Origin of the sequence: Chryseobacterium sp. 22458, assembly GCF_052044975.1 — a bacterium.
GTDB lineage: Bacteria > Bacteroidota > Bacteroidia > Flavobacteriales > Weeksellaceae > Chryseobacterium.
The window spans coordinates 70,161-94,190 of record NZ_JBQEOA010000005.1 but is presented as its reverse complement, the minus strand read 5'-3'; the positions used below and the strand labels follow the sequence as shown (position 1 = coordinate 94,190).

Below are 24,030 nucleotides of genomic sequence, written 5' to 3'. Positions count from 1 at the left end.
AACGGCTTGAGGAATTTATTACATTTGTTAAATATCTAAATAAGAAACATGAAAAAACTCATCGCTGCAGCATCATTCACTGCCATTCTATTAGTTTCCTGTACACCAAAAGCATCAACAACTTCTGCTACAGCCGGAACATCTACGTCTACTGCTGAAGAGATTGCTCAGGGAAAAACTATTTTTGAAAATTCATGCGGAAAATGCCATAAGCTACCGGACCCTACCTCGCACAACCCGGTACAATGGGTAGGCATCATGAATTCTATGGCACCTAAAGCGAAACTGAATGATAACCAGCACAAATGGGTTTACGATTATATTGTTTCTGTGAAGAAGTAATCATCAACAAACAAAAATATAGGTATGAAAAAATTAATCTTAAGCGGTATCGCAGCATCGGCATTTCTGGTTTCCTGCAGACCAAAAAGTGTGGCAGTAACAGGGCCTAAGTATACCTCATCCGAGCAACTGGCCCAGGGAAAAACCATTTTTGAAAACTCTTGTGCAAAATGTCACAAACTGCCGGAGCCTACCAAACATGACGACCAGGGATGGATCAAAACCTTAAGCAGAATGGCGCCTAAAGCCAAACTTAATGATGATCAGCATCAGATGGTTTATGATTATCTGATCTCTGTAAATAAAAAATAGCAGTCTTCAGTATAAAGACCGCTCAATTCTTTTAGCCACGAATGCAATTATGGTTTTCTGAACGCATTCGTGGCTTTTTATTAATAAAACTTATTTAGCTTTTGCCTTTTTAGTTGCCTTTCTCTTTTGCTTTTCAGGCATTTTTGCTTTCACAAATTTTTCTCTGTTTTTCAGAAAATCAATCATAGCCTGATCATAGGCAAAGGTTTTGGCTTCTTTTAAAGGGGCTAATGCTTTTTTATACTCCAGTCTGATCTCAAAAAGCAGAGATTTCTGAATAAGGATTCTGCATTTATCTATTCCTTTCATTTTCAGAGAATATTCAATCATCTTTTCTGCTTCTTCCAGATCTTCATTATCCAGCAGACATCTGATATAATATTGCGGGGTATTCAGGTTGGTGATATTGCATTGTATAGCCTCTTCAAAGTAGAGTTTGGCTTTCTCATAATCTATAAGCATCTCACTGTATATTCTGCCCATCAGGCAAAGGCTGTCTGCATCTTCCGGATCGTAGGACAAGGCATAATTGAGTGCTTCCAGGCAATTCGGAAGGCTATATGGATAATTGTCCAAAGCCTCAAAATAATATTTACTTTTAGTTAAGGTCATTTTTGTAGTTTTTTAATTCATTTTTCAAGACATTTCTCTGTTTTTTGAAGGATTTGTCTATATAATTTCTTTTAAAATCTGTTCCGGAAAATGTACGGACGGGATTTCCACGCTGCACCTGCAGATGAAGATTCCAGGTTTCTTTCATTGTATTTTCAAGTTTCCGGATGTATACTGCCATCACTTTTTCTTTCAGCCTGATGACGGAAAGTTTTTTATTCTCCAGCTGTGACCGGGAATCCTGTACGAATACAGACTCTCCTGTCAGGAGGTGTGTGGCACGAACGGCAGTGTTCACTTTGTTTACGTTTTGCCCGCCACTTCCCTGGCTTCTGGTGGTCTGGAATTTTATATCTTTTTCATTAAAATCTGTTTTTTCAAGATTTTCTATCTCAAAAATTCCAATAAACCAGTTGCTTCTTTTATGCAGCTTTCTGAAGGTACTTTTTCCTGTCCAGCAGACACTTCCTATCCAGTTCTTTAAAAATCCGGTTAGCTCTTTTCCTTTTAAAAGCAGGGTAACAGATTTAAGGGTAAGATTTTCATCTCCGTTTTCACGATGAATAATCTCACAGTCTATTTTATTTTCTTTTGCCTCTTCCAGAAAGGTCTTCAGTACTTTGGCAACTACCCACTGGCATTCAAGAGGACCTCTTCCTGAAGTGATCTGTATTAATTTTTCCATGTTATTCCGGCATTTTACTTAACAGGGGATGTCCTGACGGATCTATTCCCTTTTCCAATAAATTTTTGGCAGCCATTACCGCCCAACATTTATCACTGGAATGAATGTTTCTGTAGAATGAAAGCAGAACTTCAGGTTTCACTACGGTAAATCCATTCGCTTCAATGGTTTCAAGGTCATTCCTTTCGAAGAAGTCTATGGTAATCCTGTGAAATTTATCATTTTCCAGTTCTGCCGTTTTTTCATATCTGCGGAAGTTTTCCTTACTTGGCAGATGATCATAGCGGGTCCAGACTTTCTGAAATCCTTCCTGCTGCAGAATCATTACTACCTCAGCCACATTCTCCTTTCTGACAAAAACATCAATATCCTTATGATCATGGGCATGTTTGTATTCTGTATGTCCTTTCTCTGACATAAAGTGCCATGCCCATCCTCCTGATATAATGACTTTTTCTTTTAATTTTTCTAAAATTTCGAGACCGAACCGGATTCTGAATTCCGGCCAGACCTCTCCGTATCTTTTTTTATTGTGGGGTGCTCCCATTTTTCTGTTTTTTAATTTGTTTTTAATAAACCTCACAGGCATATGAAAACCTGTAAGGTTATCTCTTAGCCCCGATTGCAGCAATTGTCTGAGCTCATTTTTCTTTTGCAAAAAGAAAAATAGCGAGTGCGGAAAGCGGGATCAGGCTCCTGAATACTCCATTGACTATTTGTCCATCCTTACAATTCTCGGCTGAAATGTTCCCAGGATATCTACCAGCTCGCTTTGTGCGTTCATCACTTCATTGATGTCTTTGTAGGCCATAGGTGCTTCTTCTGCATTCCCGCCCATCAGGGTGACATTCTTCAGCTTAAGCTCTTTTTTGATGTCATGCTGTGTAAAAAGGCTCCTGCATTCTCCTCTTGAATGGGCTCTTCCTGCACCATGTGACGCAGAGTTCAGAGCATCCGGATTTCCTTTTCCACGGACGATGAATCCCTTGGCCGTCATAGAGCCTGGGATCATTCCCAGTTCATTCTCATTGGCAGGAGTGGCTCCTTTTCTGTGAACGATCACTTCTTTACCGTTGTGAATTTCCTTCCACGCAAAGTTGTGATGGTTCTCTATTCTGGCTTTTACTCTTCCGCCAACAGCTTTTACAAGTCTTCTGTGGATATCATCATGACATGCTGAGGCATAGTCTCCGGCAAGATTCATGGCCGTCCAGTATTCTAAACCAAGATGGGTGCTCAGATCCAGCCAGGCAAAGCTCTGTGCTTCTTTTGGCAGCGGACACTGCTCTGCAGCCACTCTTGAATAATACTGGGCAATTTCGGCTCCTAGTCCTCTGGATCCGCTGTGCGACAGTATTCCCAGGTATTTTCCTTTCGGTAAGCCAATCTGCTCATCTTCTTCGGTGATTTCCACTTCCCCGAATTCTACAAAATGATTTCCGCCTCCGGAGGATCCCATCTGTTTGATTGCTTTTTCTTTTAATCTTCTCAGGACAGGAATCAGATCGAAGGTATCCCTCTCGAAGATTTCGTGATCAATATGAGATTTATGGGTCTCATACATCCCGAATTTTGTATGTTCTGCAAGCGCTTTTTCATATTTATCTCTTGCACCGTCAAGATATGAAACCGGTGTATCCAAAATACTGAGGCTCATTCTGCATCCGATATCCATTCCCACGCCGTAAGGAATTACCGCATTCTCTACGGCAAGCACTCCTCCGATCGGAAGTCCGTAGCCGCTATGGGCATCAGGCATTAATGCTCCCTGTGTGGAAATTGGCAATTTCAAAGCGGTGTACAGCTGGTTTTTTGCTTCTTCTGAAATGTTGCTTCCAAAAATCTGAAATGAAGCACGCTGTGAATTCAGCATTCTCTTTTCTGTTTTTTTGGATGAAAGCAGGGTTTCTGCAATTTGCCCGAAGGTGAGATCTTTTTCAAAATCTTCCGGATTCAGCAGAATTTCCTTTAAAAGAGATTTTACGTGATGAATATTCTTGGTTGCAAAATTTCTTTTCATGACTTCCAGTGCTACGTTTACGCTTTGGTTATTGGGATAGCCCAGTTTTAATATATCTTTTCCTTTTAGTTTTAAATTTCCCATTGTTTTTGTTTTAAATTATATGGACTCATCGTCCAGAAAGTTTTCTGCAATCTCTGTTGCAGACATTGTGTAATGAAAGTATTTTATACTTCCTTTCTGATCAGACTGGTATTTCGCTTTCCATGGATTGGATTTCCCGTGAATTGTTTTCTGAAGAATTCCCACCACTTTGTGCTGTCCCAAATAGGATTCAAGCTGTGCATATTCTTTTTCCAGTTCCAGATCCAGGGGTTTGTAATGGGTAATCATATTAGGTTTTACCCTCAGCCTAAATCTCCATGGTTCGATAAATTTGTAGTAGGTTCCAAATATCCTACGGATAGGACAATATTCATCTTTCTTTTCGAAGTACTGCCTTTCCCGGTCGGTAAGTCCCAATTTCGGATCATTCCAGGAAAATGAAGTAATATACTTGAGCTTCTGCTCTCTTTGTACATATATTTTTCTTCCGAACTTTCTTTTCTTTTTCAGAAATTTTCGGTTTTCAGAATACATATAAGTATTGATTTTCCTTAAAATTTCTTCGAAAAAATCTCCATCTTTGGACCGTTTTACGTCATCCCTTACGACAAAAAATCTTACGAATCCTTTTTGATAAGGCTTTTCTAATGGAATCAATGGAAGATCTCTTCTTATTTTCCAAAGTTCCCTACTACGTTCATGCTTTTTTCTGATCTGTTTTTCTACATCTTTTTTTATTGTTCTTTTTCTGCTTCTCAAGCTTCTCAGCCGGTAAGACAGAAGGTTATCATTTTCCATGTAAGACATAAGATATCAGGTACAGAATCCTAAAACGGAAACTGTCTTCTATCTGTTTGTTTATTCAACTAGTATTTTAGTTGACAGATTAAACGATAATGGACGTTAACGATTCTGAGTAATAAAACCTCAGCCTCTTTTGTCCTTTTATGACACGAAAAAGATTTCGGGGAAACTAAATTTGAGTTTTGAAATATTGCGCAATAAAAAACCCGAAATCTCTACGACTTCGGGTTCTGATATTTCATTGTACTGTTATTCTATGAGTGTACCAAACCACGAAGCCTTACCACCATAAGCGGTAATCCAACTGTAGAATTCTGATTTGTTCTGAACATTGCTTCGTTGTTTTTAATTGGTTAAACTTGATTTTCAGGTGCAAATATAAAATTATTTTTTTAATCTCCAATTCTTTTTAAATCTTATTTTTGTGAAAAAGAATGTATGCGTAAACTTTTATTAGGTTTACTTCCTTTGGTATTGATAGCATGTAAGAAGGAAGCACCAGTAAAAAAAGAAGAGGTAAAAACAACTGTCAACACCTGCAATTCGTCTCATTTTATGAAAAAGATTCTTGAATTGGATGAAATGAAAGCTCAGGCAAAATTCCTGGATTCACTGACAAAAGGAAAAAGCGGGATTGCTTTTCTGACGGACAGTACAAAAGTGAAAGATGGCTGGGAATATTCTATTTCTGCCGGCTATAATGGGCCTGATCGTTTTGAAACTTATCATATTTTTTATGCTTCAAGCAAAGATTGTAATATGTTGAAGATTGCAGAACCGGTTTCCGGAGAAACCCTTACTATCGAGGAATGGAGAAAACGCCAGAATCAGCCTGTGGAAACAGAATCTTACCTGAAAAAAGGAATATACAGCTTACCTGTTGAAAGTCTTCCCCAGGTGGATGTAAAGTGGCTTGAAACAGATTTTCTTGTAGAAGGTTCGGAGCAGTACAGTTGCGGAAATCCAATGTTCAGGTATTTTCCTCTAACCCGATATAAAAATATGGACCTGATTCTTGTTCCGATGGATTGTGGTGATTTCGATTACCGCTACTCTCTTCTTACTGTACTTAACAACAAAATTATAGGGGAACTTTACGTGGAAGGTCTCTGGTATGATCCCGGAAAAGATGATAAAATTGAGGAGTTCAGCAGCTATGAGATCAGCAAAACCGGACAAATTATGGTCACAATGGAACAAAAGCTTGACGGAAATACGCAAAAAACCACCAATACGTATTATCAGATCATGGATGACGGTAATATTAAGCCGTTGAAAAAGTAATATATAAAGGATTGGCAATAAATAAGGCTGTTTCCTATATTGAGAAACAGCCTTTATTTTTATTCTTGATTTACGTTCAGATTTTAGCCAGTAGCTTTTCCAGGATTTCTACGGCACATTTTGGAAGGTTGGTTCCGGGACCGAAAATAAAGTCTGCTCCATTGGCGTACAGGAATTCATAATCCTGTTGCGGAATTACACCACCTACCACAATGGTAACATCGTCTGCTCCCAGTTTTGACAGCTCTTCTACAACCTGTGGCACCAGTGTTTTGTGTCCTGCTGCCAGTGAAGATACACCCAGAATATGAATATCGTTTTCAATGGCTTGTTTGGCCACTTCTTCCGGAGTCTGGAACAACGGGGCAACATCGACGTCAAATCCCATATCTGCGAATGCTGTTGCTACCACTTTGGCACCTCTGTCGTGCCCATCCTGTCCCATTTTTGCAACCATTATTCTCGGGCGGCGTCCTTCTTCTTCTTCAAACTTTTGGGTCAGATGAAGGGCTTTTTCAAAATATTCGTTTTTTCCGGCATTCATGGCATATACTCCAGAGATTGTTTTAATGTTGGCTTTGTATCTTCCAAAGGTTTCTTCCATGGCATCACTCATTTCGCCAAGGGTAACTCTTCTTCTTGCTGCTTCGATGCACAATGCCAGAAGGTTTCCTTTTCCGGTTTTTGCACTTTCACGGATATCATTGAGTATCTGTGTAACGGCTTCTGAATTTCTTTCTTCCTTTATATTGTTCAGTCTTTCAATCTGTTTTCTGCGAACTTCCGTGTTATCAATGTCAAGAATCTCTATCGCATCCTGTTTTAATGATGATCTGAATGAATTGACTCCGATAATGAATTCTTCTCCACTATCAATTTTTGCCTGTTTTTTGGCAGCAGCCTCTTCAATTCTCATTTTTGGAATTCCGGCTTCAATGGCTTTGGTCATTCCTCCTTCCTGCTCAACCTCATCAATGTATCGCATTGCTTCTTCAATCATCTGTTGGGTAAGGCTTTCTACCAGGTTGCTTCCGCCCATCGGATCTACAACATCACATATGCCGCTTTCCTGCTGAAGGATGATCTGTGTATTTCTTGCAATCTTTGCCGAATAGTCTGTAGGAAGGGCAATAGCCTCATCCAGGGCATTGGTATGCAACGACTGCGTTCCTCCTAATGCGGAAGATAACGCTTCAATGGCTGTTCTTGTGATATTATTGAAAGGTTCCTGTTCTGTCAGAGACCATCCCGAGGTTTGTGAATGGGTTCTTAAGGCCAGGGATTTGGGGTTCTGAGGGTTAAACTGTTTTAAAAGGTTAGCCCAGATATATCTTGCAGCACGCATTTTTGCAATTTCCATGAAGTGGTTCATCCCGATCGCCCAGAAGAAGGATAGTCTTGGTGCGAAATCGTCAACATTCATTCCTGCTTTGATTCCTGTTCTTACATATTCAAGGCCATCAGCTAAGGTATAAGCCATTTCCAGTACGGGAGTAGCTCCTGCTTCCTGCATATGGTATCCGGATATGGAAATAGAGTTGAATTTCGGGATATTTTGTGAGGTATATTCGAAGATGTCCGCAATGATCTTCATAGAAGGAGCAGGCGGATAAATATAGGTGTTTCTTACCATGAACTCTTTCAGAATATCATTCTGGATGGTTCCTGAAAGCTGTTCCTGTTTTACGCCCTGTTCTTCAGCAGCTACGATATAGAAAGACAAAATCGGAAGTACAGCTCCATTCATCGTCATGGAAACTGAAATCTGATCTAATGGAATTTCATTGAAAAGGATTTTCATATCTTCCACAGAATCGATGGCTACCCCTGCTTTTCCTACATCACCTACCACTCTTGAGTGATCTGAGTCATATCCTCTGTGTGTAGCAAGATCAAATGCAACTGAAAGTCCTTTCTGTCCTGCTGCAAGGTTTCTTCTGTAAAAGGCATTGGATTCTTCTGCGGTAGAGAAACCGGCATACTGGCGGATCGTCCATGGTTTTTGTACATACATGGTGGAATACGGTCCTCTCAGATAGGGTTCAATTCCTGGAGAAGTCTGTGTTAATGATTCATCTTTCACATCTTTTTTTTCATAAGATGATTTAAGTTCAAGTCCGTCTTTTTCAAAGTTATAGATTTCCCTCTCCTGAGGTAACACTTTAAAATCCGGCTTTTTCACAGAAATAGTCTTTCGCATTCCAATTATTTTTGTCTCCGTAAAGTTAATTTTTTTGAGCGAAACATGAAACATCTGTTAACATTCAAAACCATGTAGTAAAAAACGGCCAATTTTCAATAAAATCGGCCGTTTCTTTAAATTTATTACTATTTAAATACTATTTCTTTATTCCCATCTCATATAAAGCAAATGATATAAGATCTGCATTTTCACTGATTACCTGATCTGTTGCTCTTCCGGCACCATGCCCTGCATTTTTTTCAATTCTTAATAAAACAGGATTTTTACAGCCCTGTTTTTCCTGAAGTTCTGCCCCAAACTTGAATGAGTGTGCAGGCACTACCCTGTCATCATGATCACTGGTAATAATCATGGTGGATGGGTAGCAGGTTCCTGCTTTTACGTTATGTACCGGAGAATATGATTTAAGATACTCAAACATCTCCTTACTGTCTTCTGCAGTTCCGTAATCATAGGCCCATCCTGCTCCGGCAGTGAATTTATTATACCTCAGCATATCCAGAACTCCAACTCCCGGGAATGCGACTCTGGCCAGATCCGGACGTATCGTCATGGTTGCTCCTACTAACAGGCCTCCGTTTGATCTTCCTGAAAGTGCCATGTAGTCTTTAGAAGTATACCCTTTGCTCTGCAGATATTCTCCTGCGGCAATAAAATCATCAAAAACATTTTTCTTCTGCTGCTTTGTTCCTGCATCATGCCATTTTTTACCATACTCACCTCCCCCACGGATGTTAGGAACAGCATATATACCGCCATTTTCCATCCAGATTGCATTCACTACGGAGAAAGAAGGCTGTAAACTGATATTGAAACCGCCATAAGAATACAGAATCGTAGGGTTTTTCCCATCAAGCTTGATTCCTTTTTTATAGTTGATCATCATCGGAATCTTTGTACCATCCTTTGAAGTATAGAATACCTGCTCAGAAACGTAATCATCAGGATTGAATTTCACTTTTGGTTTCTGATACACTTCTGATTTACCGGAATCTACATTAAATTTATAGGTAGTTCCCGGAGTGATATAGTTACTGAAAGAATAGTAAAGATCTTTTTCTTTTTCCTTCCCTCCAAAACCGGCAATATTACCTTTTCCGGGAAGGGTAATTTCCCTGATAAGTTTTCCTGTTTTATCAAACTGTTTTACCTGGTCAATAGCATCAATCATATACGTAGCAAAGAAATATCCTCCCCCGGAAGAAATTCCCAATACATTTTCAGTCTGTGGAATTACGTCTTTCCAGGTTTCAGGAGCGGGATTGGCAATGGTAGTTTTTACCAGACGCATATTAGGAGCATCTTTATCTGTAGCAATAAAAAGGTTATCCCCTTCAGTATCCACAATGTAGGCATTGATGTCAAATCCTTTTGTAATCTGTACAAAGTCTCCTCCTTTTTTAAGATCTTTTATGTACAATTCGTTACCATTGGTTGCATTGGCAGCAGAAATGATCAGGTATCTCTGGTCTTCCGAAACGCTTGCTCCTAAGTATCTTCTCGGAGTTTTCTCACCACCAAAGATCAGTTTATCTTCAGATTGTTTGGTCCCAAGTTTATGGAAATACACTTTATGTTTATCGGTCATTCCTGAAAGTACGGTTCCTTCTTTCGGTTTATCATAGCTTGAATAATAGAATCCTTCATCATTCTGCCATGCTATACCACTGAATTTCACATCCAGTATGGTTTCATCAATCTGTTTCTTGGTAACAGCGTCAATGATAATGATTTTGTTCCAGTCACTTCCCCCTTCAGAAATAGCATAAGCTGCAAGATTTCCTTTTTCGTTAAATGATAAGGTGGCAAGTGAAGTGGTTCCTTTTTCTGAAAACTTATTCGGATCTAAAAATACTTCTGTAGCTTTCGTCTTCTTGTTTGTTCTGTATAAAACGGACTGAGCCTGTAAACCGTCATTTTTGGAATAATAGGTATAGTCACCTCTTTCAAAAGGAGCTGAAATTTTTTCATAATTCCAGATATCTTTCAGCTGGTTTTTAATTTTATCCCTGAATGGAATTTTTGAAAGGTAATTCTGGCTGTAGGCTACTTCTTCATCTACCCATTTTTTTGTAGCATCGGAGTCATTTTCAAGGTCTCTGTACGGATCTGACACCGCTTTTCCGAAATACGTATCTGTCTGATTTCCTTTTATAGCTTTAGGATAATTCATTTTTTGAGAATAAAAAGATGCTGAAAATAAAACTCCAGCAGTTAATAACATAGGTTTAAAATTCATAGTGAACGGTTTTCTCAAAAATACGTAAAGTATGTGAAATAAAAAAAGCCCCAAAATCCGGGGCTTATAACTCTTAATCTGTGATCATCAACTATTCGTTGGATCCGAAACTTTCAAAGTAGAAATCAGTCAGATTACTCACAATCTGATCCGGGCTTCCGTTCCAATAGTATATTTTACCACCTTCTTTCAGCTCATATAAACTAAATGTCTGATCTGTTGTGACTGTTTTGTCAGCATTTTTAAAATCCTGAGCTGCCTGAATCAAATATTTTTTCAATTCCTCGGCTTTTACTTTTTTTGTATCACCAGTTGGGCCGGGAGTAAGTTTTGACGGCACTTTAAAACTTACGGAATAAGTAACTTCAGCAATTTTCTCTCCTTCCATATATTCATTAGGAACAACTTTTACGTCTTTAACCGTCAGTTTTCCGGTTTTAAAATTTGCTAGCATCGCTGTAAAATATTCTTCTGCTTCTTTTTTACAGGAGGCAGCCGTAGCTTTAGGGAACGCAGCCAGAAAACTATCTACACTGCCATTCTTCATTTCTTCTGAAGTTTCTTTGAAATTGACCTGATAAGCATTCTGCCCCTCTACGGTAGGCCTTAAATAATCGTTAAGCTTATTTAAAGCAGCCTCGTCATTATTTACGAAAGTTCCGAAGAACAATTCAAAAGCTTCTTTAGGTTTCTTTACTTCAGTCTGAGCCATAAGGTGCTGTCCCATCATGGTAAGCAGCAACAGCAAAATAATTTTGTAATTTTTCATAGTGTCTATTTTGTTCTGTTATTTGGAAAAACAAAGCCCCTGAAAAGTCAGAGGCTTTGCTTTTATTTGTTTTAATCTTAATAATTCTCTTCTTCCCCTTTCATCTTCTCTGCATTTTCCGCCATGATTACGGCATCAATCATTTCAGAAATATCTCCATTCATGTAAGCGTCCAGGTTATACATAGATTTATTGATTCTATGGTCTGTAACTCTTCCCTGAGGGTAGTTGTATGTTTTAATTTTTGCAGAACGGTCACCTGTAGAAACCATAGATTTACGCTGTGCAGCAATATCTCCCTGTACTTTTTGCAGTTCGATATCGTAAAGCTTGGTTCTTAGCATTTCCATTGCCAACTCACGGTTTGCCAGCTGAGAACGGGCTTGCTGACATACGACTACAAGTCCTGAAGGCTTGTGCGTCAGCTGTACTTTAGTTTCAACCTTGTTTACGTTCTGACCTCCGGCACCTCCTGAACGGGAAGTCTGCATTTCAATGTCTGCAGGATTCAATTCGAAATCCACTTCTTCTGCTTCCGGCAAAACAGCCACAGTAATGGCAGAAGTATGAACTCTTCCCTGAGATTCTGTTTCAGGAACACGCTGTACACGGTGAACTCCGGACTCAAACTTCATGATTCCGTAAACACCTTCTCCTTCTACCTTCATGATCAATTCTTTGTACCCTTTTGCGGCTTCATTGGAATCCGTCACTTCATGTCTCCATCCTTTAGCCTTGAAGTACATGGTGTACATTCTGTAGACATCTTCTACGAAAATCGCAGCTTCATCACCTCCGGTACCGGCACGTAATTCTACGATAACGTTTTTGTCATCAGCAGGGTCTTTTGGAATCAACAGTACTTTTAATTCTTCTTCCAGACCAGGAATTCTGGATTGGGCTTCAAGCTTTTCTTCTTTAGCAAGATCTACCAGATCTCTGTCTGAACCATCTGCTATGATTTCATCAGATTCTGCAATAGAATCCAAAGCTCCTTTATATTGATCGTAAACTCTTACAATTTTTCCCAAATCACTATATTCTTTGTTCAAAGAAGAATATCTTTTTTGGTCTGAAATGACATCAGGCTGTATAATAAGGTCTGCCACCTCATTATATCTTTGTTTTATAGCTTCTAATTTTGGAATTAATGATTTAGACATTATGGAATTTTTGTGGGTGCAAAGATAAGAATTATTAATTCAAAATTAAAGTATAAATTTTTGAACGCTAGGCAGAACTGTAAAACCGGATCTGTTATTCAACTTTTAAGCTTTTAATCATCTTTAGTCTGGTTCATACATCTTCTGTCAATTAAATATAAAACTATTCCCACCGCTACAATTCCCAGCCCGATCATACTTTCTTGGGGATTATGAACCAGTGTAAAATAGAGGATATATCCACTGAACAGCAAAAAGACAGTTGGAAAAATGTAAAAGGCATTGGATCTGAATATCTTCCGGTCTTCTTTTTTAAGAAAATACACGGTAGAAATCGCCAGGCTGGCAAACAGCTGAAGGATAAAAGCCGTATAAACGAATATCTCCTTAAAGCTTCCTGTTAAAATAATAATGGCAGCAATGACAGCATGAGCGAAAATAGCTCTTACAGGAATTCCTTTTTCATTTCCTTTCGAAAGAGGTTTCCACAGATAGCTATCCTTTGCAAAAGCCTGAGTCATCCGTGATCCTACCCACAAATATCCGCTTATGGTTGCAATCAGCTGTAAGGCGATAAAAACATTGACGATCTTTCCAAAAGACAATCCCAACATATTGACCGCTGCTTCTCCCATAACGTCTTCTTTTCCTGCCAGCTGGCTTACCGGAGCGTGTTTCAGCATTATATAATTGATCAGAATATAGCTTACCGTAACAAAAACAGTCCCGATAATCAGAGATTTGGGGAGATTTTTCTGTACATCTTTTATTTCCCCGGCAATATAGGAGGCAGAATTCCATCCGGTATAAGAATAGGTGACAAACACCAGAGAGGTGGCAAAAGCAGGAAGCATTATCTCATGTTGCCAGCCGTCACTGAAATTAAGGCTGTCTCCCGTATGAGGAGATCCCGAAAGCCCAACTCCCAGCACGATAAGAATAACAATAAATGCAACTTTGATAAAAGTAAAAAAATTATGAAACCTTCCGGAAGCCTTTACACTGAAAGATAACATGACTGCAACCACAAAAATGGCAGCAATGGCAAAACCATTACCAAAGCTGTAATCAAATACTGAAAGATATTTTGACATGGCCAGTGCTGCCAGTGCAACGGGTGATGAAAATCCGATAATTAAAGAAATCCAGCTGATCAGATATCCGAACAGTGGATGATACGTTTCTTTAAGATAAATAAAGTCTCCTCCGTTTCCTTTAAAGTGGGAACCTAATTCAGCATAACAAAACGCTCCGAACAGTGCCAGGATTCCTCCGATTGTCCATAACAGGAAAATACTGTATGTATTGGTAATATCTGATAACTGAAATCCCAGGGTTGTAAAAATCCCCGTTCCTATCATATTGGAAACTACAATGGCTGCAGCTGTTTTCCAGCCGATCTGATGTGAAGAAGTACTCATTTACTCTTTAAAAATTAAAATTAAGCCTTCCGAAGAAATAGTTTCCCAATGTACCCATCTGAACAGGCGCATATTTGAACACTCCATAATACGAATTTTTATAGATCTGAAGATCCGGAAAAACGTCAAATATGTTGTTTGCCCCTACCGTAAAATTGATATTCTTTGTAATATCATACCCTACACTGATATCGGTAACCACTTTTGGAGAAAACTCCTGAACTTCTCCGAAAGGAAAACCGTCTCTAATTACTTTACCAAAATAGGTATTTCTCACGAGAAAACTGAATTTACCTACTCCGTACGTAAGCCCCAAAGATGCTTTTGTTTTTGGGGATAGGGTTTCAATAATATTGATCTGATCCGGACCAAAGAATTCATTTTGGGGAGTTCCCAGGTTTTCAGGAAAATGGAAATCTGTAATTTTTGTTTCGGTGTAATTTCCTGCAAGATTAATATTTAAACTACCACCGGCCAGCTTCCAGTCATAGGAAACCACTATATCCACTCCTTTGGTTTCGGTATCAATTGCATTGGCAAAGAATCTTCCACTTTCCACTGAATTTCCTTCTCCTACCACTTGAGGATCAGCCAGCCTAGAGTCTGTGATATTGCTGGTAATTACAATTCTGTCTTTCACTTTAATGATATAGCCGTCTACCGTAATAAACAGGCCTTTAGCTGGCTGCAAGGTAAATCCGGCACTTCCATTAATGGATGTTTCCTGCTTTAATTTATCAAATCCCAGAACCTGTGCTGCCTGGCTGTCATTATTAAAAATTCCTTTCCTCACAATTCCGGAACCGGAAGTAGAGATATCGGCATATGAGTTATTGAAATACTGTTGCTGAAGTGATGGTGCCCTGAATCCTGTTCCTACCGCTGCTCTTACTGCATAATTTTTTATAAACTCGTATCTTACTGCCAGCTTTCCGTTTAAAGTATTCCCAAAATCTGAATAGTTTTCAAATCTGGCCGCTGCATCAATATTCAGCTTTTTATCCAGATCATAGGAAACCTCTGCATATACTGCTGTTGAGTGTCTGTCTTTTTTCAAAGCATTGTCCGGTGAGAAGCCTATAAAAGATTGTGAACCTCCTGCTCCAATTACTTTAGAATCTTTTGTTGCAATATTTCCATTTTCATCATATTGTGTATAGGAAGCTTCATCTCCTGCTTTGATCTGGTATTGCTCAAACCTGAATTCTCCACCGAATGCGATATTGACGTTTTTTATGTTTTTTGAAACATCAAGGTTAACAGTATTTTGCAGAAAACTGTGGGCTCCTGCATAAAAACGGGTTGGCGATTTGATACCTAAAGATGCATTATTGGTATTGTTTACATTATAATTAAAGGTGTTACTGCCAAAAGTATTGCTCAGGTCAATCAACCAATCATTTACATTATATTTTGCGCCTGCAGCATAGGAAATATCATAGATCTGAGAATTTAAGACTGCCTGGAAACCATTGGGATAAATTTCTTTTACAATATTAAAGCCTTCACTCGGAAGCCTTCTGAAACCATATCCTTTTCCTTCTTTAATACTGAATCCTCCAAAGGAATAGAATTTAAAATGTTCGTTTAAAGGATATTCTGAATTGAAAAACAACTGCCCCTGTCTGATCTGGGCGTCTCCGATCTGGAAATTAAAGTCGTCTCTTGTGAGTCCCCTTTCTTTAATTTTTGCATCATCTGCAGCTCTGGCAGCTTTTACAGCCTCAGCATCACCTGCAAATTCATAAGCGAAATTATTTCCGAAAATATCAAGATCATGGTTCTGGGTTCTTGTTGTTTTTTCTCTATGGCTTAATTGCAATGAAAGATTGATAAAACCGTCATTTTTCCCCAAAGAAGTTCCATAATTCACGCCTGCCTGATAAGTATCGCCATCATTTCTTCCACTTAATCCGTAGGTTAAGCTTGCGGAAGCCCCTGCATTCTTTTTCAGGATAATATTGATAACCCCTGCAATAGCATCAGAACCATATTGTGCGGCAGCACCGTCTCTTAGCACTTCAATTTTTTCAATAGCGATGACAGGGATGGTACTTAAATCCGTTCCTACAGATCCGTTTCCTACCGTATTCTGATAGTTTACCAAAGATGTTGTATGTCTTCTTTTTCCATTCAGCAATACCAAAACCTGATCCGGCCCCATTCCCCTTAAAGTTACGGGATCAATATGCTCTGTTCCGTCAGAAGCAGACTGTCTTACAGAATTAAACGAGGGGATGACATAGTTTAAAAGATCCTGAGCCGTCATTTGCGGAGACGACCTTTGCACTTTGCTGATGTTGATAACGTCTACAGGAACCGGTGTCTCCAGCTTTGTTCTTTTAACGCTGCGGTTTCCAACAATGATAATGTCTTCGATTTGTTTTCCTTTTTCCTCCTGCTCCTGAGCAGCCACTAAAATTGTCCCCAGCAATACTACAACTGTACTTAATTTTTTCATCTTTGTTCTTGCCATTAAATAATATTCTTCTGCAGATCAATATGCAGATACACAAGACTTCAAGAAATGGAATTCATATAAGAATATTGACTTCACTTATCTCCCCCATTGGGTTGGAATTAGCACCTTTACACTTCTGGAATTGTGTTGGTTGCTAAGGTTTCATTGGGCCAAATCCCTCCACCTTTCTTGATAACTCTAGTGCAAAGGTAGACTAATTTTTCAAATATGCAAAAAAGGACTCATTCCGACAAAGAAAATAGGCAAATCAGCTGTTTCGCCAATTTGCCTTTGTATTATTTTATGATCATTTTTTGAATAGCCATTCCTGTTTCTGATTTCAACTGTACCAGGTAAATTCCTGCCGGATAATTTACTTTCAGCTCATAGCTTCCGGTTTCATTATTCAGTTTGAAAGTATCCAGTTTTTTACCACTCATTTCTGAAATGATAATTTCGCCGTTTTTAGCTTTGTGATAAATCAATTTGACATTACCGTCTTTTACAGGATTATCAGCAATCTGAAGAGATAATCTGTGTTCTGCATTCACATCTGTAGTAGATAAAGATCCGGTGTAATTTCCAAGAATTCTGAATTCTCCGGGTTGCAGTGTAACCAGAGTTGTAGTAGATGTCATATTCAGAATGGTATCATCCATCAGGTTCTGCCATTGTCCTGTATAAGGTAAATAAGGAATCACATTTTGCACGGAAGTACTGTAGTTTGCCAGTACCACTACATTCTTCACTCCACTGATCGTATTATCATACACATAAATTCTTGTAATAAGCCCGTCCGGATCATTGGTGAGATTATTAGATTCTATAGTATAGGTTTTGGATTTAAAAACCTGATGACTGTTTCTGATGTTGATAATCTTTGCCCAGGTATCATATACAGATTTTCTTGCTGCATCCGTATCATAGCCTAATGTGAATGCAACAGGTTTTTCATCTGTCCTGCATCCGCTGTCGATTGTACCGTTCGCACATCTGTTGATACTGAATTCATATCCTAATTCTCCAAACTGCCAGATCATTTTCGGACCGGGAATGGTAAAGAATGTGGCTCCAAATGCTTTCATTCTTTCCAGAGCGGTATTGAGGTTTTTCACATTATAACCTCCATTAACAGCACCGTAAGCGAGATTTTTAAACATCAGCCTTTCTTCATCGTGACTTTCTCCATAGCCTACAGCACGCATTTCATTAAAGCCATGAAGACTGTGATTCATCCGGTCATAATTGCTGTTTTCTTTATACCCCATCGTATTTTGATTGTAAGGGTCTGTCTGTTTGTTCCAAAGCATTACTCCTTTTCCTTCCGCCACTCTGTAATTTGCCCACTGCTGCTCTTCAGCATCTGTTCCCAGATGTTCAAAAATCATGTATGAATTCGGGTCTATAGCCCATTGTCTGTCTGCATAATGCTTCATGATGTCTACTCTGTCCTGCTGATAAGCATTGGTACAGGCTTCATCGTTTTCAGAACAGCTTTGGGTAAATCCTTTGGTAAGATCCCAACGGAACCCGTCAATACGGTATTCGGTGAGCCATTGCTGGAGACATCTTTCAACGTAATATTGCGTTGAAGGGCTGGTATGGTTAAAATCATTAAATACATTATAAGAATGTTTCGGAACCTGATTGAAATAAGGGTTATCTGGAGCAACATCACCATAGCCGTCTCCATCAGGATCAATATTCCAGAGTCTTACCAAAGGTGAACGGCCAGTTGCGTGGTTAAATGCAACATCAAGAATAACGGCAATTCCGTTCTGATGGCACAGGTCTACAAATTCTTTAAATTTTTCAGGAGTTCCATACGCCTTATCCAGCGCATAATGGAAAGAGGTATTATATCCCCATGAAAGATTACCATCAAATTCCATGACAGGAAGCAGCTCTATTGCATTGATTTTTAAATTCTTCAGGTAAGAAATTTTATTGATCAGTGATTGCCAGTTTTTTTCCTGAGTAAAGTCTCTTAATAATAATTCATAGACAATAAGATCTTCTTTGGCGGGTCTCTGGAAATTGGTAACCTGCCAGTTGTAAGGAGTCTGCCCTGTTTTAAAAGTCGAAACCTCAAAGCCCTGCCCTGCCGGAAATGCCGATAAATTCGGATAAGTAGAAGGTGAGATCCACTGATCATCATAGGAAGATAAGATTTGTGGAGAATAGGGATCTGCTACTTTTTTCAGGTCGTTTGTTCTGTATTGGAAGGAGTATAACTGCTGCGGAGTTAGACCATTAAGCTCTATCCAGTAGAGGTCAGGATTTGCAGTATCTCTTTTCATCAGGTAAGTATCGTTTACCGTCCAGCTATTGAAGCTTCCGATCACATGTACAAAATTTTTCCCGGGAGCGTATAAAGCAAGACCTATGATGGTCTGATCGGTAGGATGATAATTGATCCCTTGTCTGATCCAGTTCGGAATAGCTTCGGATACTACATTTCTGGGGGTCTGTAAAGTAAATGTCGCTGTTTTGGAGTTGCTTCCCTGCGTGGCAACCAATTCCATGTCAGCATCCTGTGAAACAGTATAGTTATAAGAAAAAGACTGTGACGGAGAAGTAGTAGAATTCACTAGCGTTCCATTAGCCTTTAACTGAAATGTTGCATTGACATTGGTGGAAGCAGTAATATTAATGGTATTTCCTGCCGGCACTGAAGTAAGGCTGTTAGCAAGCGGATTGGTCAGATTCAGATTTAAAATACCTACATTCACAAAGATATCCGGTGAGGTCTGATGACTTCCTGTTTTATCTTTTAATAAAAATCCAAATCTTCCGATTCCGGTTCGCCCGAAAAATGCTGTGGGGGTCAATGTCAGGGAATAGGTATCAGTTCCTGCATTATAACTCAGTTTATTCAGGTCATTGGAATTATTCCAGCTGCCATTTGTAGGACAGTCCTGGCTGTTCTGGTAATTGGTATCAAAAGACCATGACCAGATATAAATTGAATTATTGGAAACACCCCAGGCCGTTTCATCAATCTGATCTCCCGGTATGGTTAAGGTAATGGCATCGGTTTCATTAAAAGGATTGGGTGCAATGGTATAATTGATCTGTCCGAAAGCAACAGTTGCAATGAGCAGAAAAATAACAGAATATAATTTTTCCATATCTTTATTTTTATCGAATATAGGATTAATTTTCTTTTTCAGGCTCTATTTTTAAGCTGTTCTCAACAAATCTTTATATGATCAATAAAAAAAGACCCATGAAAATTTCATGAGCCTTCCAATAAAAGTAATTGTAATGAACTATATTTTTACATGAACGAAAAATCTTCCGATATATTGATTCCAACCCGGCAAAGGATTAGTTTTTTATAATCTTTTTAGAAATAATTTCTCCATTTTTAAGTGTTATCTCTACCCAATACAATCCGGCATTCAGCCCGCTCATATTAACCCTGTTATATGAAAACTCAACTTTCATTTTCTGTCCTGTTGCATTCATAACATTTACCTTTTCGATAGACGATTCTGTTTTAATGGAAAGAATATCTTTTACAGGATTCGGATACACTCCTGAAATCTGCTTATTCAGTCTGATCTCTGAAGTGCTTAATGAAGCTGCCGGTTTAATGCATCTTACGGATGCTCCCTGCCCTTTTGGTGCTCCTGCTGCCGCATTTGAAATGGTGGTTCCAATATAGAGATACTTCCCTCCAATTCCAGTCGGATCTGAACTCCAGTAATATCCTCTTTTTCCAACAAAAGAAAATGTTCCGTCTATATGACTTCGGCTTCCTGCAGCCGGAAGTTTTAAATGGCTTCCATATGCTTTTGACGGACTGGTAATGCTTTCAACACCTACAATCGTTTTCCATTCTACCTGGGATGGCATTTTCCAATCCGGGCCTATTGCCTTACACGGATCTACCCCTGTTGTATTCGTAATTTCGGTTAGGTCTTTTCCTGTCCAGGCATCTGTAGTGGCATTCACCTCCCACCATGCCGGTGAACCTGTGATAAATGACTGTGTACCTGCCAATCCATCCGGAGCATTCAATTGTGGAGCTGATGTCAAAGGAGAGTTTCTCAGCTGATGCCCGTCATCCCATCTTCCCCACTGGAAGAAATCCCCATATGCCTTTTCATCTTCTGCCATATTGGCTACCTGCAGGCTTCCCAGATTCTGCTGCAACCATATATTTCCGTCTCCTGCTCTTACTGTTGTATATGTTACGGGCTGTCCCTGATAAATAAAATTCACACATCCTACATCACCGGTATTATTTCCCGGATCTGCATTATTACAGTTTTGCGGAGCTCCTGTTCCCTGTGCCTGTAATGCATTTCCGGCTATGATTACCAGCATTATTCCGCTACATAACTTTCGTATGGTAAAATATAAATCTTCAATCATATGAACATTATTTTTATTTATTCTAAATTTAATTTAATTTTGCGCAAAAGTACCGCTCCGGATTAATACCGGGTTATCATTTTCCACTTTTTGGTTATCCTGATAGGCCAGGAAGTGCTTTTTGATTTGTACCTGATTTAGTAAAATATGTTGTATGAGAGAGAATGCAAACAATAGAATGGTCTTCAGATCGGAGGATATTGAAATTGTAATGCAGAATGATTCGGATAATGAATATCTTTTAAAGTCTTCCAGACTTAAGAGAAAGCCTGGCTTTGTAATTCTCTTTTTGTTAAGTTCCGATATTCATATGGAAACCAGGGATTGCAGTACAACAATTCTATTCAGAAAGAATCAATATATTTTACATTTTTCTCCTGAGAAAACTATAGCGGAACTATGGACGACCGATCAGGCTCCCCTTAATTACTTACAGATCCACTTCAGCTATTCATTTGTTTTAAATCTGATTAAACCGGAACTCAGCCATGAAAATGCAGAACTTCTGAAGAATATGACTCAAAACAACTTCATATTTCTTCATAAGGAAACCCCACCTGATATGACGGTTGAAATGCATATAATCCTCAATGAAATTCTGAACTCTGCCAAGAAAGGAATTTTGCAGAAATTATTTATAGAAGCTAAAATCATCAAGCTGCTCATCCTTATTTTTGAACAATTCAATGAAAAAAACGCATTGGAAGCGACTCCAAAAACGCCTGAAATGATCAGAAAATTCATCGATGAAAATTACCACAGAAATATAAAAGCAGAAGAGATCGGAAAGCTCATGGGGATGAATGAAAACAGCATAAGAAAGGAATTTAAGGCTCAATATCATACCACTATTGCTCATTATATGTCAGAACTCCGAATGATGAAGGCTAAAAAAATGATAACGGACAAAGATATTATGATCAAGGAAATTGCGATTGAATGCGGATATGAATATCTCCAGAATTTTACCCGTGCTTTCAAAAAGAAGTTCGGGATATCCCCTGAAAATCTAAGAAATAATAAATAGTCTGTATTGGTCTGGTTATGTTGGAAAGACTGAACTGCAAGAGGAAATTTATTGACTAAACTTTCCGGCCAGTTTAAAATGACAATCTACAGCTTTTCATTTATATAAGAAAAACCGCCTAATTGCTTAAGCGGTTTTATATATGTTGTTTTGCTTTGATATTACTTTTTCAGAATTCAGGTGAAAAAGCAATGACAATCAATTAATGATGATGTCCGTGATCGTGAATGAAAGGTCCGTTTCCTTTAGGCTGACTGTAGATTGTTTCTACACCTTCCTGCTCCGTAATAAGCTTTCTTCTGATATCTTCTGGATCGAAAGGTTTTACTTTTCCGAAATATTCTTTCAAACCTTCAGTTAACCACATTGGGATTACTAATCCGAAGAACATGAAAATACACCAGAATCCCACTAAGAACATAGTGATGAAGAAAACAGTCCATAGGAACTGGTAGAACGGCCAAAATGCTGATAATATCGTTATCATTCTCTTAAAGATTTTAGGCAAAAATAAAGCTTTTTTCCTTTTTACACAAAAGATCAGTGCTCTATTTTATTATTTATTTTAATTTTAAACTAATTAATGAGCAAGATCTGCGAAGAAATCATTTCCTTTATCATCAGTAATGATGAATGCCGGGAAGTCTTTTACCTCGATTTTTCTTACTGCTTCCATTCCTAATTCCGGGAAGTCTACCACATCTACAGACACAATATTATCTTTGGCAAGAATTGCTGCAGGCCCACCGATAGATCCAAGGTAGAAACCTCCGTATTTGTTGCAGGCATTGGTCACATCTTTGCTTCTGTTTCCTTTGGCCAGCATGATCATACTTCCTCCATGGCTCTGGAATTCATCTACATATACATCCATTCTTCCGGCAGTTGTAGGTCCGAAACTTCCTGAAGCCATTCCTTCCGGAGTTTTTGCAGGTCCTGCATAATAGATCGGGTGGTTTTTGAAATATTCCGGCATTGGTTTCCCGCTGTCGATAATTTCTTTGATTTTTGCGTGAGCAATATCTCTTGCTACGATCAATGTTCCGTTCAGTTTTAATCTGGTTTTGATCGGATATTTTGAAAGTTCAGCAAGAATTTCCGGCATTGGTTTATTCAGGTTAACCTCAACGGCTTCTTCCAAATGTGGAGGAGTATCCGGCAAGAATCTCTTAGGATCCTGCTCCAGCTGCTCAAGGAAGATTCCTTCTTTAGTAATTTTCCCTTTGATGTTTCTGTCTGCAGAACAGGATACTCCCATTCCTACAGGGCATGATGCAGCATGTCTCGGAAGTCTGATCACTCTTACGTCATGCGTAAGGTATTTCCCTCCAAACTGTGCTCCGATAGCACTTTCCTGGCATATCTTCTGCACTTTTGCTTCCCATTCAAGATCTCTGAATGCCTGGCCGGCTTCGTTTCCTTCTGTCGGAAGATTGTCATAATATTTTGCGGAAGCTTTCTTTACAGCAGCAAGGTTGGCTTCTGCAGAAGTTCCCCCGATCACCAAAGCTAAGTGGTAAGGCGGGCAGGCTGCCGTCCCAAGATCTGAGATCTTTTCTTTGATGAATTCTTCAAGAGATTTTTCGTTCAGTAAAGACTTGGTCTTCTGGTATAAGAATGTTTTATTGGCAGAACCTCCTCCTTTCGTTAAGAATAAGAATTCATAATAATCTCCTTTTTTGGCATAGATATCGATCTGTGCCGGAAGGTTTGACCCTGAATTCTTCTCGTCAAACATGGTTAAAGGAACCACCTGCGAATATCTTAGGTTTCTTTTCTGATAGGTATTGTAAATCCCTTTGCTCAGGTATTCACCGTCATCTACTCCTGTATAAACGTTTTCCCCTTTTTTACCCATTACAATTGCAGTTCCTGTATCCTGACATGAAGGTAGAGCTCCTTCAGCAGCTACCGCAGCATTCTGTAAAAGGTTATAAGCAACGAATCTGTCATTATCCGTAGCTTCCGGATCATCAATAATTCTTTTAAGACTCTCCAAATGAGAGGAACGTAACATGAATGAAACGTCTGCCATAGCTTCCTCAGCCAATAATTCCAATCCTTTTGGATCAACAGTTAAAATTTCTCTGTCACCAAGTTTTTCAACCTTTACATAATCTGATGTAAGCTTTTTGTACACCGTATCATCTTTCTGAATTGGATACGGATCCTGATATCTAAATTCCATTCAATTTTTTGTTTGTACAAAAATACGGCTTCCATTAAAAAAATATGAGTAAAATCAGTCATTTCAATTGAT

At 38.9% G+C, this 24,030-nt stretch carries 19 protein-coding genes and 1 riboswitch; of the genes, 4 read left to right on the top strand and 15 right to left on the bottom strand.

Features of this window, described 5'->3' with window-relative positions; genetic code table 11:
* Positions 1-48: 48 nt before the first annotated feature.
* Positions 49-342: a cytochrome C gene (locus ACTJJF_RS17875; RefSeq protein ID WP_440700528.1), complete on the top strand. Its 294-nt coding sequence runs from the start codon at positions 49-51 to the stop codon at positions 340-342.
* 24 nt (positions 343-366) lie between these two features.
* Complete coding sequence (locus tag ACTJJF_RS17870; RefSeq protein WP_440700527.1) at positions 367-654, top strand: c-type cytochrome; 288 nt, start codon at positions 367-369, stop codon at positions 652-654.
* A 90-nt stretch (positions 655-744) separates the two neighbouring features.
* On the opposite strand, the gene ACTJJF_RS17865 is transcribed toward ACTJJF_RS17870, so the two are convergent.
* The 5 genes from ACTJJF_RS17865 to ACTJJF_RS17845 all read right to left on the bottom strand — a co-directional run bounded on the left by ACTJJF_RS17865 (position 745) and on the right by ACTJJF_RS17845 (position 4,823).
* Positions 745-1,266, bottom strand: coding sequence for a hypothetical protein (locus ACTJJF_RS17865; protein WP_440700526.1), 522 nt, complete (start codon positions 1,264-1,266; stop codon positions 745-747).
* A complete protein-coding gene (gene prfH, locus ACTJJF_RS17860; RefSeq protein WP_312299006.1) occupies positions 1,253-1,951 on the bottom strand; it encodes a peptide chain release factor H in 699 nt (232 codons plus the stop codon). Before prfH ends, ACTJJF_RS17865 begins: the two co-directional genes overlap by 14 nt.
* Position 1,952: 1 nt before the next feature.
* Positions 1,953-2,498: a nucleotidyltransferase domain-containing protein gene (locus tag ACTJJF_RS17855; protein WP_440700525.1), complete on the bottom strand. Its 546-nt coding sequence runs from the start codon at positions 2,496-2,498 to the stop codon at positions 1,953-1,955.
* A gap of 165 nt (positions 2,499-2,663) precedes the next feature.
* On the bottom strand, positions 2,664-4,055 hold the full coding sequence (locus ACTJJF_RS17850; RefSeq protein ID WP_440700524.1) for an RtcB family protein: 1,392 nt from the start codon (positions 4,053-4,055) through the stop codon (positions 2,664-2,666).
* A 15-nt stretch (positions 4,056-4,070) separates the two neighbouring features.
* The gene (locus tag ACTJJF_RS17845) at positions 4,071-4,823 is read right to left on the bottom strand and encodes a hypothetical protein (protein ID WP_440700523.1); all 753 of its coding nucleotides are present in this window, start codon (positions 4,821-4,823) and stop codon (positions 4,071-4,073) included.
* A 435-nt stretch (positions 4,824-5,258) separates the two neighbouring features.
* On the opposite strand from ACTJJF_RS17845, the gene ACTJJF_RS17840 reads away from it, so the two are divergent.
* Entirely contained in the window at positions 5,259-6,104 is an 846-nt protein-coding gene (locus ACTJJF_RS17840; protein WP_440700522.1) for a hypothetical protein, read from the top strand.
* 76 nt (positions 6,105-6,180) lie between these two features.
* On the opposite strand, the gene scpA is transcribed toward ACTJJF_RS17840, so the two are convergent.
* The 8 genes from scpA to ACTJJF_RS17800 form a co-directional block, all read right to left on the bottom strand.
* Complete coding sequence (scpA, locus tag ACTJJF_RS17835) at positions 6,181-8,304, bottom strand: methylmalonyl-CoA mutase (RefSeq protein WP_440700521.1); 2,124 nt, start codon at positions 8,302-8,304, stop codon at positions 6,181-6,183.
* 139 nt (positions 8,305-8,443) lie between these two features.
* Complete coding sequence (locus ACTJJF_RS17830; protein WP_409514637.1) at positions 8,444-10,546, bottom strand: prolyl oligopeptidase family serine peptidase; 2,103 nt, start codon at positions 10,544-10,546, stop codon at positions 8,444-8,446.
* A gap of 91 nt (positions 10,547-10,637) precedes the next feature.
* Entirely contained in the window at positions 10,638-11,315 is a 678-nt protein-coding gene (locus tag ACTJJF_RS17825; RefSeq protein ID WP_440700520.1) for a hypothetical protein, read from the bottom strand.
* 77 nt (positions 11,316-11,392) lie between these two features.
* A complete protein-coding gene (prfA, locus tag ACTJJF_RS17820; RefSeq protein ID WP_065400860.1) occupies positions 11,393-12,478 on the bottom strand; it encodes a peptide chain release factor 1 in 1,086 nt (361 codons plus the stop codon).
* A 113-nt stretch (positions 12,479-12,591) separates the two neighbouring features.
* On the bottom strand, positions 12,592-13,899 hold the full coding sequence (locus tag ACTJJF_RS17815; RefSeq protein WP_440700519.1) for an APC family permease: 1,308 nt from the start codon (positions 13,897-13,899) through the stop codon (positions 12,592-12,594).
* Between the two features lie 7 nt (positions 13,900-13,906).
* Positions 13,907-16,375, bottom strand: coding sequence for a TonB-dependent receptor plug domain-containing protein (locus tag ACTJJF_RS17810; RefSeq protein ID WP_440700518.1), 2,469 nt, complete (start codon positions 16,373-16,375; stop codon positions 13,907-13,909).
* A gap of 78 nt (positions 16,376-16,453) precedes the next feature.
* Positions 16,454-16,559: riboswitch (SAM riboswitch) on the bottom strand.
* Positions 16,560-16,656: 97 nt separating this feature from the next.
* Positions 16,657-19,491 carry an alpha-amylase family glycosyl hydrolase gene (locus tag ACTJJF_RS17805; protein WP_440700517.1) on the bottom strand — a complete coding sequence of 945 codons (2,835 nt, stop codon included), beginning with the start codon at positions 19,489-19,491 and terminating at the stop codon, positions 16,657-16,659.
* A 199-nt stretch (positions 19,492-19,690) separates the two neighbouring features.
* Positions 19,691-20,743, bottom strand: coding sequence for a T9SS type A sorting domain-containing protein (locus tag ACTJJF_RS17800; RefSeq protein WP_440700516.1), 1,053 nt, complete (start codon positions 20,741-20,743; stop codon positions 19,691-19,693).
* Between the two features lie 154 nt (positions 20,744-20,897).
* Here ACTJJF_RS17800 and ACTJJF_RS17795 point away from each other — a divergent pair, with 154 nt between their 5' ends.
* Positions 20,898-21,770, top strand: a complete 873-nt coding sequence (locus ACTJJF_RS17795) for a helix-turn-helix domain-containing protein (RefSeq protein WP_312299035.1) — start codon at positions 20,898-20,900, stop codon at positions 21,768-21,770.
* A 202-nt stretch (positions 21,771-21,972) separates the two neighbouring features.
* On the opposite strand, the gene ACTJJF_RS17790 is transcribed toward ACTJJF_RS17795, so the two are convergent.
* Both ACTJJF_RS17790 and ACTJJF_RS17785 read right to left on the bottom strand, forming a co-directional pair.
* Positions 21,973-22,257, bottom strand: coding sequence for a hypothetical protein (locus tag ACTJJF_RS17790; RefSeq protein WP_174715423.1), 285 nt, complete (start codon positions 22,255-22,257; stop codon positions 21,973-21,975).
* Between the two features lie 93 nt (positions 22,258-22,350).
* A complete protein-coding gene (locus ACTJJF_RS17785) occupies positions 22,351-23,958 on the bottom strand; it encodes a fumarate hydratase (RefSeq protein ID WP_440700515.1) in 1,608 nt (535 codons plus the stop codon).
* Positions 23,959-24,030 lie beyond the last annotated feature (72 nt).